Genomic DNA, 9778 nt, shown 5'->3' with positions numbered 1-9778 from the left:
TCAACAGAATAGCGCTGATGATGTCGTTTGAAGAATACATCCGGGCCGCAAGCATCATAGTTACGAACCCATTGCCTGAAGGATCTGCTGTCAACGCCTGCATCCGCGGCTATGGAGGCATAACTGCCCTCTCCACGTTTATACTTTTCAATGAAGTGGATTTTCTCTTCGGGTGATAATCTCTTCTTGTACATAAAATGCTCCCTATCAAGCAGACAGTTTTATTATTTCTTCTGTCTACCTAATAGGGAGCATATCAAGGAAGCATAGGGCTTTTCTGTTTTGCATTTGGGGGCGGCGGAGAATTTTATCGCCGGATACTGCTTCTCGTAAAGCTCTTTGAGATTTTCAGCCATGGAGCATTCCAAGCGGCATTGATGCTGCTGTTGGAATCTTTCCGCGTAGGGGAGCCAGCCGATGATATCGCCCAGGGTACCTACGGGGAACTTGATCAGTACCGGCTTGTTCTTCAGGTCCAGCAGATGGTCGAGTACCGGCTTGTCCAGATTTTTCTTGTCCCAGACACGCAGACGGAAGGGGACGAAATATTTCTTGCTGCTGATGGCCCAGCCTTCCTGTGCGTCGCAGGCAAAGAGGATATTGCCGGAATCTTCATCTTCAATCTGCACATGCCAGTCGCCCTTTGGCAGCTTGATCCGCGCCCCGTCGTTGAAGTCAAAGCGGATGCCTCGCGGCCCTTTCTGTGTAGGCTCTGCCGGTGGCGGGATAAAGAACGGATCAGGGGCTGGCGCAGATGTGTTCTCTGGCGCAGTATTTTCTGCTGGCGCTGAGCCAGCGGTAGTTTTCGCTTCGTTTTCCAATAGAAAGCCTCCGTTTTCACAAATAAATTTAGTCCTATAATATTTCTTTAATTCGTGATGGCAGAAAACAAATCCTGTTCGGGGGGATTTTTTTTGAAAAAAGGGGCCTGCAGGCAAGATGTTATTTGTCAGCAAGGCAAATATCTGCTATAATGATTTTATTTGATTTATGAAGTCAAACTGTGTGTTATAAGACGGAGAACATGACGCGTTATTAGATAATGAAAGGGTTGGTTTTATGGCACAGACATTTACAATGGACGATTTAAAGCAGCGTTTGCAGGCGCGGCAGCATAAGATGACGCCGCAGCGGCAGACGGTGCTGCAGGTGTTTCTGGACCACCCTGGCGAACACCTTTCGGCAGAAGATGTCCACGGCATCCTGCGGCAGGACAAATCGGAAATTGGTCTGGCTACGGTTTATCGCAGCTTGGAGCTGCTGTCGGAATTGGAAATTCTGCAGAAGATGGAGTTCGGGGACGGCTGTAGCCGTTATGAGGTAAATACCACCGATCCGTCGGAACATCATCATCATCATTTGATTTGCACCACCTGTGGCAAGGTCACGGAGTTCGAAGACGACCTTCTGGACGACCTGGAAAGCGATATCCAGAAGAAGATGGGCTTCCATGTGCTGAATCATCAGGTGAAATTCTTCGGTACATGCAAGGAGTGCCAGCAGGAAAATTGAAGGTAAGAACTTTTACCCTGAACTCAAAAAAAGAAATCATCTCCAAGATCACCCGGGAAGTGCTGACGCTCTTCAAGGTGGAAATCGTGGGGAAAGAAGGCACGGCAGATCTTGCCCAGCTTTCCGTGGTCAATCACCGTTTGCCTGTGGAGGGCGAGCTACGTGAAGGGGCTAAGGTCTGCATGGAGACCACGTTGATGCTCTTTGGCGAGGATGGCGGGCTTAGAAGCTTTACCCGCAGGGAAAGCGGCAAGGAAGATGAGCTGGAGCGGGCGGCTGTCAACCGCACGATCAAGCTCAATCTCTACCGTATCTTCTGCGAGGAACTCGGCTATGAGCCAGCGCCCTGGGGCATTCTCCATGGCGTGCGGCCAACCAAGATCGTCCATCGCTGGATTGAATACGGCATGGACGAGGAGGGCATAGTCGCGCGCTTGATGCGGGACTTTGCCTGCAGCGAGGAAAAAGCGCGGATCATCACGCCGATGGCTTTCCGCCAGTTGCCATTCCTCAGGACTTCGGATGAAAAGACCATCAGCATCTATGTGGGCATCCCGTTCTGCCTGACGCGCTGCCTCTATTGCTCGTTCCCGGCCAATGTCCTGCCGGGGGCGAAGAAGCTTGCGGAGTTTATGACGGTGCTTCATAAGGATATCGAGGGGGCCAAAGCGGCAGTGGAGGCCCATGGGCTCAAAGTCCAGAATATCTATGTGGGCGGCGGTACGCCGACGGCTTTGCCGGACGATGAGTTCCGCACGATGCTGGGCTGGGTTTGCGAGGCTTTCTATCACGATGGCTTAGCTGAGTTCACCGTGGAGGCCGGACGCCCCGATAGCATTACGCCGGGAAAGATTGCGGCCATGCGTGACTACAAGGTCACGCGTGTCAGCGTCAATCCCCAGACCATGCAGCAGCGGACGCTCAAGGTCATTGGCCGCCAGCATACGCCGGAGGCCGTGGCCGAGATGTACCACGCTCTGCGCGAAGCCGGCATTCCCGAAATCAATATGGATTTGATTCTCGGCCTGCCCGGCGAGACGGCGGCGGATGTGGATGATACGCTGGCTAAGGTTACGGCTTTGCAGCCGGATGATATCACCCTGCATGCGTTGGCATTGAAGCGTGGTTCAAGGCTCAAGCTCATCATGGAAGAGCGCCATGTGGACCTGCCTGGGGCAGAAGTTACCCGTCAGATGGCCGAGGTGGCTATGGGCTATATGAAAAAATACGGCTATGAACCGTACTATCTCTACCGTCAGGGGTATATGGCGGGGGATTTGGAAAATATCGGCTGCTGCCGTAAAGGTGCCGAGGGGATGTACAACATCCAGATCATGGAGGAACATCAGACCATCATCGGCATTGGCGGCGCCGCCACCAGCAAGGTGGTTGATTTCAAGAACAAGCGCATGAAGTCATCGTTCAATGCCAAGGATTTGGTGACGTATCTGCGCGATATTGATATTTACATCGAAAAACGGCGGGCCTTGCTTGACGAAGCCTGCCAGGCTTAGGGGGAGTAAAACGAATGTTGACCAATGCCCCAAGAGGGACAAAGGATATATTGCCCGATACCGTCGGACAATGGACCTATGTGGAAGAAAAAATCCGTGACCTGTGTGCCCGTTATGGCTACAAGGAAATCCGTACGCCGATGTTCGAGCATACGGAACTGTTCCATCGCGGCATCGGCGAAGGTACCGATGTGGTGGACAAGGAAATGTATACCTTCACCGACCGCGGTGACCGCAGCATCACGCTGCGCCCGGAAAACACGGCTTCGGCTGTGCGTGCCTACCTGCAGAACAAGCTCTATGGCGACAACAGCCTGACGAAACTGTTCTACATCGGCTCCATGTTCCGCTATGACCGTCCTCAGGCCGGTCGTATGCGTGAATTCCATCAGTTCGGCGTAGAGGCTCTGGGTGAATCCAATCCGGCGGTGGATGCCGAAATCATTATGCTGGCTATGGATCTTTTGGGCGGTTTGGGCCTTAAGGATCTCAAGCTGTCCCTGAACTCCGTGGGCTGTCCGAAATGCCGTCCGGTTTACCGCAAGGTCCTGCAGGACTATTTCCGGGATAAGCTCGATGACCTCTGTGAGGACTGCCAGGACCGCTTTGAGCGCAGCCCGCTGCGTATCCTCGACTGCAAGGCCGATGCGGATAAGCCCTATATGGCCGATGCACCGAAGATCACGGATTGCCTCTGTGAGGAATGTCAGGAGCACTTCCACAAGGTACAGCATTTCCTGACGGAAGCTGGTGTGGAATTCGAACTCGATGCCCGCCTGGTGCGCGGTCTCGATTATTACACCAAGACGGCCTTTGAGATCAAATATCCTCCGCTGGGGGCTCAGAGTGCCGTAGCTGGCGGTGGCCGCTATGATGGTCTGATTGAGGAAATCGGCGGCAATCCGACGCCGGCCGTGGGTTTTGCCACCGGTTTGGAACGTGTCCTGCTGGCACTGGAGAAACAGAATCTCCTGCCGGAAATGGATAACAAGACCGATGCCTTCGTGGTCGCTTTGGGCGAAGAGGCTCAGGGTGCAGCCTTCAAGCTCTTGACGCAGCTGCGTCAGGCAGGGCTCAAGGCCAGCATGGACTATGCCGGTCGGAGCATGAAGGCCCAGATGAAGCAGGCAAACAAGGCCAATGCCCGTTTTGCGCTGATCATCGGTGAAGATGAAGTCAAGGAAGCATGTGTGCAGCTCAAGGATATGGAAAAGAGCGAGCAGCAGAAAGTTTCTTTTGATAATATTGTAAATACGCTATGTGCTGAGGTGAAAGGTTAATGGAAACATTACAAGGTATGAAGCGCGACCATCATTGTGGCGAGCTTCGTAAGGCAGACGAAGGACAGCAGGTTGTCCTCTGCGGCTGGGTGGCCCGCCGCCGTGACCACGGTGGTCTGATTTTCGTGGATATGCGTGACCGTTCCGGTTTCGTGCAGGTGGTATTTGACGAGGCTTCCATGGCGGAAGGTACGTTCCACAAGGCAGAATCCCTGCGCAACGAGTTCTGCATCGCTGTGCGCGGTACTGTGCGCGCCCGCAGCGAAGAGACGGTGAACAACAACATCGAGACCGGTGAAATCGAAGTGGTCTGCGAAGAGCTGCGCATCCTGAACAAGGCCAACACGCCTCCCTTCTACATTCAGGATGGAGTGGATGTTGACGAGAAGATTCGTCTGAAGTACCGTTATCTGGACCTGCGCCGTCCGGAGATGCAGAAGAACATCATCCTGCGTCATCGCGTGACGAAGATCATGCGCGACTACTTTGACCGCAACGGCTTCCTCGAGATCGAGACGCCGATGCTCTGCAAGAGCACGCCGGAAGGCGCACGTGACTTCCTCGTGCCGAGCCGCGTGAATCCGGGCGAGTTCTACGCTCTGCCGCAGTCCCCGCAGATTTTCAAGCAGATCCTGCAGGTGGCTGGCTTTGAAAAATACTTCCAGATTGTCCGCTGCTTCCGCGACGAAGACCTGCGTGCTGACCGTCAGCCGGAATTCACCCAGCTGGATATCGAGATGTCCTTCAAGGATCAGGACGAAATCCTGACGATCATGGAAGAGATGATCAAGGAACTCTTCGAAAAATCCATCGGTGCCAAGGTGGAAACGCCGTTCGAACGCATGGATTGGGATACGGCTATGGACAAATACGGTTCCGATAAGCCGGACCTCCGCTTCGATATGCCGCTCATGGACATCTCCGAATACGTCAAGGGTTCGGACTTCAAGGTGTTCAATGCCGTTATCGAAAACGGCGGCATGGTCAAGTGCATCAAGGTAGACGGCTATGCTGACATTCCCCGCCGCCGCCTGGATGAACTCGTCAAGTTCGTACAGATTTACGGTGCCAAAGGTCTGGCTTGGATCCAGTACAGCGAAGAAGGCATCAAGAGCCCGTTCAAGAAGTTCTATACGGATGAAACCTTCGCGAAGATTGCCGAAGCTACGGGCGCCAAGACTGGCGACCTGCTGCTCGTTGTGGCTGACAAGCGCCTCGTGGTTGACACGGCTCTGGGCCAGCTCCGCCTCGAAATGGGCAAGGAACGCGGCCTCATCGATCCGGACAAGCTCCGCTTCCTCTGGGTTGTTGACTTCCCGATGTACGAATGGAGCGACGAAGAGAAACGCTGGAAGGCCATGCACCATCCGTTCACGGCTCCGCGTGACGAAGATATCGAATTCCTGGGCACTGATCCGGGCCGCGTAAAGGCTAACGCTTACGACATGGTCCTCAACGGTGTCGAAATTGGCGGCGGTTCCCTGCGTATTTACAACGCAGAACTGCAGGAGAAGGTATTCGAATCTCTGGGCCTCACCTATGAAGAAGCTCATGAGAAGTTCGGCTTCATGATGGATGCCTTCCAGTACGGCACGCCTCCTCATGGCGGCCTGGCTTTCGGTCTGGACCGTCTGGTCATGATCATGGCTAAGCGTTCTTCCATCCGCGATGTCATCGCCTTCCCGAAGAACCAGAGCGCCCGCGACGTAATGTCCAATGCTCCTTCCAACGTCGAGGAAAAACAGCTCCGCGAGCTGTCCATCCGTACGGCTGTGAAGAAAAAAGAAGCCAAGCCGGAAGAAAACGCGTAAGATTATTTTTCCATAAAAAGCCATTATGCCTATTGACATGATAGGTGTAATGGTGTAACATAAGGTCATCGTTGCAAGACGAATGAACTGACTGGATAACCAGAGGTTCTGTGCAAGGGTAAATCCCTGCGCAGAACCTCTTTTTTGTATTTGTGATGAAAGGACGGTAGCGATTATGAAATGTGATTGTTGTAATATTGGCAAGATTCTTTTGAAACACGAACGAATGTGGATTTAACAGGAGGGATTTTTCATGATTGCCGCTCAGGAAAGTATGACTGCGAAACTGTGCTCCTTTGCCCGGGCTTATCATTCCATGCTGGGGAAGAACAAGATTTTCGATGACTATCTGGCCTATGACATCATCGGCAAGGATGCGTATGACGAAATCGGCGGCTTGCTCCGCGGACAGGCGGAAGCGGCCGGGCAATTGCCCCGTTATGGTTTTGAGAGCCTGCTGGTCTTTGAGGAGATGGATCATTATTTCTCGCCCATTGCCCTGTCACGGATTGCCTTTGCGGAGCGGGCCTTGTACCGTTTTGCCCGGAATCGTGCCAGCTGCCAGTATGTGATCTGCGGGGCGGGGATGGATACCTTCGCTTTCCGCAATACGGATGAAGCCGTGCAGATCTTCGAGCTGGATCATCCGGATACGCAGGCATACAAACTGCGGCGGATTCATGAACTTCGCTGGGAGATTCCTGCAAATACCCATTATGCGGCGATTGATTTTGAACGCGACGACCTGGGGAAAGTCCTGCTGCACAGCGGCTTTCAGACTTATGAGCCATCGTTCTTCTCGCTGCTGGGTGTGTCCTATTATCTGACACCGGAGGCCTTTCAGGAATTTGTGCGCAGCGTGAGTTCTTTGGCGTCGCCGGGCAGCCAGTTCGTGCTGGATTTTCCGGATGAATCCACCTTCGAACCGGATTCCAATTCCCGGGTGCGGCGGCTCGCGGAAATCACCGAGCAGCTGGGTGAGCCAATGCGGCATGGTTTCTCGTTGGCAGAGATGCGGGAAATCCTTTCCCGGGAAGGTTTTGTGATTCGCAATCATGAGTCCCCGGCAGACATTCAGCGGCATTTCTTCGATGAGCGCACGGACCATCAGCAGGCTATGGAAAACGTGCATTTTATCCTGGCGGAGAAGAAGCAGTATTGAGATAAACAAGGGAAGAAGATGATACTATGTGCAAATTTACGACGAAATTGATTCATGGCGGCATTGATGGGGATACGAAAACCGGCGCTGTGAATGTGCCGATTTACCAGACATCGACCTTCAAGCAGGATGGGCTGGGAGAATTGCGGGAGGGAACCTGGGAGTATGCCCGGACGGGCAATCCCACCCGGGCGGCACTTGAAAAATTGATTGCTGAGCTGGAAGGCGGCGAAGCGGGCTTTGCCTTTGCCTCGGGCATGGCGGCCATCACGGCGGTGCTGAGCCTTTTCCAGAGCAATGTCAAGGTGCTTCTGTCCAGCAATGTCTACGGCGGTACTTTCCGGGTGCTCGACAAGGTGTTCAGCCGTTTCAATCTGACCTATGCGCTGGAGGATACCACGGATCTGGAGAATTTGGAGAAGCAGTTCACGCCCAATGTCAAGGCCATCATCATTGAAAGCCCGGCCAATCCCCTGCTGACCATCACGGACATCCGGACTGTGGCGGAAATCGCCCATCGCCATGGGGCGCTGGTGATTGTCGATAACACCTTTATGACGCCGTACCTGCAGCAGCCATTGGCTCTGGGTGCAGATGTGGTCATCCATAGTGCCACGAAGTACCTGGGCGGCCATAGCGACCTGGTGGCTGGCCTGGCCGTGGTCAAGACCAAGGATTTGGCCGAGAAGTTAGCCTTTGTACAGAATTCCACCGGCGGGGTGCTCGGCCCGCAGGATGCCTTCCTGCTGATCAGAGGTATCAAGACCTTGGCGGTGCGCCTGGACCGTCATGTAGAAAATGCTGAGTATCTGGCCGACTGGTTGGCAGGCAATCTGGAAGTGGAGAAAATCTACTATCCGGGACTTACGAGCCATATCGGCTACGAAATCAACCAGCAGCAGGCGAAGAACGGCGGCGCCATGATATCCTTCGAGCTGACAGCCGATCACGATATCCGCAAGTTCTTCAAGTCCTTGCAGCTGATATCCCTGGCCGAAAGCCTGGGGGGCGTGGAAAGTCTCGTCTGCCATCCGGCAACCATGACGCACGCGGCCATTCCCAAGGAAACGCGCGAGAAAATCGGCATAACGGATAACCTCATCCGCCTGTCGGTGGGCATTGAGGACAAGGCAGATCTGCTGGCAGATATCAAGCAGGCCATTGAGGCCAGCCGCATTTAACAACGAAAAGGGAGCGAAGAACATGCACTATTATAAATCCATGCAGGAGCTCATCGGGCATACGCCGCTCGTTGAGCTGACACATTTCGATTTGCCGGAGGGCGTCCGGCTCTTTGCCAAGCTGGAGTTATGGAACCCCGGCGGCAGTGCCAAGGACCGTGTGGGCCGTCAGATGATTGCGGCGGCAGAACAAAGCGGTCAGCTGCAGCCCGGCGGCACCATAATCGAAGCTACGGCAGGCAACACAGGACTGGGGATAGCCTATGCTGCGCTGAATAAAGGGTATCGGATCATCTTCGTGGTGCCGGAGAAATTTTCGGCGGAGAAGCAGACGTTGATGAAATCTTTGGGGGCGGAACTGGTGCATACGCCCCGGGCTGGGGGGATGCTGGAGGCGGCGGCCAAAGCGGAGGAATTGCGTCAGAAGATTCCCGGGGCCATCACGCTGAAGCAGTTTGAGAATCCTGCCAATCCGCAGGCCCATTACGAAACCACCGGACCAGAGATTTATGCGGATTTGGATGGGCAGATTGATTATTTCGTTTCTGGTGCGGGCAGCGGCGGCACCTTTTCGGGGATTATGCGTTACTTGAAAGAACAGAATGCCGCCATTCAGGGGGTACTTGCCGATCCTTATGGCTCGATTATCGGCGGCGGGGAGCATGGTGATTATGAGATTGAAGGCATTGGCAATGATTTTATTGCCCAGACGATGGATACATCGTTTATCGATCAGGTCTATAAGATTAAAGATGAGGAAGCGTTTGCTGGCGTAAGGCAGCTGGCGGCAAAAGAGGGAATCTTTGCCGGTTCTTCCAGTGGTGCCTCCTTTGCCGCAGCGCTGAAACTGGCCCATTCCGGGGTTAAAGGCAATATCGTTCTGGCGGTCATCGACCGGGCAGAGCGGTATTTCAGCAAACATATTTTGGATTAGGAGTGATTCTATGGCATATCGGATTGCGGCAGCCTCCAGTGATGGCATCCATATTGACCGTCATTTCGGCGCCGCCGATGGCTTTGTGATCGTGGAAGTGGCTGATGACGGCACTTTTGCGGAAGTGGAACGGCGGCAGGCTAAATCGCCCTGCCAGCACGGCTATCATGATGAAGGTGCCATGCTGGCGGCGGTGCAGGCTTTGTCCGACTGCCGTTATGTGGTGGCCGAGGCCATTGGCCCGGGCGCACAGAAGGCTTTGGAGCGGCAGGATATCCTGCCCTTGGAGATTGAAGGGGAAACGGTGGCAGCGGCGCTGCCGAAAATCCATACCTATGAGGTAAATAAGCGCCGGGCAAGTGTTGCTTACTGATGGACTGTGTT

10 protein-coding genes are annotated in these 9778 nt (G+C 54.0%); 8 read left to right on the top strand and 2 right to left on the bottom strand.

Features of this window, described 5'->3' with window-relative positions:
* A partial coding sequence (locus BLQ59_RS10725; RefSeq protein WP_143005282.1) for a helix-turn-helix domain-containing protein occupies nucleotides 1–194 on the bottom strand: 194 nt, incomplete at its 3' end.
* Nucleotides 195–224: 30 nt separating this feature from the next.
* On the bottom strand, nucleotides 225–821 hold the full coding sequence (locus BLQ59_RS10720) for a glycosyltransferase family protein (protein ID WP_074572886.1): 597 nt from the start codon (nucleotides 819–821) through the stop codon (nucleotides 225–227).
* Between the two features lie 238 nt (nucleotides 822–1059).
* On the opposite strand from BLQ59_RS10720, the gene BLQ59_RS10715 reads away from it, so the two are divergent.
* The 8 genes from BLQ59_RS10715 to BLQ59_RS10680 all read left to right on the top strand — a co-directional run bounded on the left by BLQ59_RS10715 (nucleotide 1060) and on the right by BLQ59_RS10680 (nucleotide 9767).
* On the top strand, nucleotides 1060–1512 hold the full coding sequence (locus tag BLQ59_RS10715) for a Fur family transcriptional regulator (protein ID WP_074572885.1): 453 nt from the start codon (nucleotides 1060–1062) through the stop codon (nucleotides 1510–1512).
* Complete coding sequence (hemZ, locus tag BLQ59_RS10710) at nucleotides 1509–3026, top strand: coproporphyrinogen dehydrogenase HemZ (RefSeq protein ID WP_074572884.1); 1518 nt, start codon at nucleotides 1509–1511, stop codon at nucleotides 3024–3026. Before BLQ59_RS10715 ends, hemZ begins: the two co-directional genes overlap by 4 nt.
* A 14-nt stretch (nucleotides 3027–3040) precedes the next feature.
* Nucleotides 3041–4306, top strand: a complete 1266-nt coding sequence (gene hisS, locus BLQ59_RS10705; protein ID WP_074572883.1) for a histidine--tRNA ligase — start codon at nucleotides 3041–3043, stop codon at nucleotides 4304–4306.
* Complete coding sequence (aspS, locus tag BLQ59_RS10700) at nucleotides 4306–6117, top strand: aspartate--tRNA ligase (protein WP_074572882.1); 1812 nt, start codon at nucleotides 4306–4308, stop codon at nucleotides 6115–6117. Before hisS ends, aspS begins: the two co-directional genes overlap by 1 nt.
* Before the next feature lie 253 nt (nucleotides 6118–6370).
* The gene (locus BLQ59_RS10695) at nucleotides 6371–7279 is read left to right on the top strand and encodes a class I SAM-dependent methyltransferase (protein ID WP_074572881.1); all 909 of its coding nucleotides are present in this window, start codon (nucleotides 6371–6373) and stop codon (nucleotides 7277–7279) included.
* Nucleotides 7280–7305: 26 nt separating this feature from the next.
* Nucleotides 7306–8460, top strand: coding sequence for a trans-sulfuration enzyme family protein (locus BLQ59_RS10690; protein WP_074572880.1), 1155 nt, complete (start codon nucleotides 7306–7308; stop codon nucleotides 8458–8460).
* A 22-nt stretch (nucleotides 8461–8482) separates the two neighbouring features.
* Complete coding sequence (locus BLQ59_RS10685) at nucleotides 8483–9394, top strand: PLP-dependent cysteine synthase family protein (RefSeq protein WP_074572879.1); 912 nt, start codon at nucleotides 8483–8485, stop codon at nucleotides 9392–9394.
* A gap of 10 nt (nucleotides 9395–9404) precedes the next feature.
* The gene (locus BLQ59_RS10680) at nucleotides 9405–9767 is read left to right on the top strand and encodes a NifB/NifX family molybdenum-iron cluster-binding protein (RefSeq protein WP_073090167.1); all 363 of its coding nucleotides are present in this window, start codon (nucleotides 9405–9407) and stop codon (nucleotides 9765–9767) included.
* Nucleotides 9768–9778 lie beyond the last annotated feature (11 nt).

Origin of the sequence: Pseudoselenomonas ruminantium (assembly GCF_900104055.1) — a bacterium.
Lineage (GTDB): Bacteria > Bacillota > Negativicutes > Selenomonadales > Selenomonadaceae > Selenomonas_A > Selenomonas_A ruminantium_C.
The sequence above is the reverse complement of the archived record's forward strand: the minus strand, read 5'-3'. Positions and strand labels throughout refer to the sequence as shown.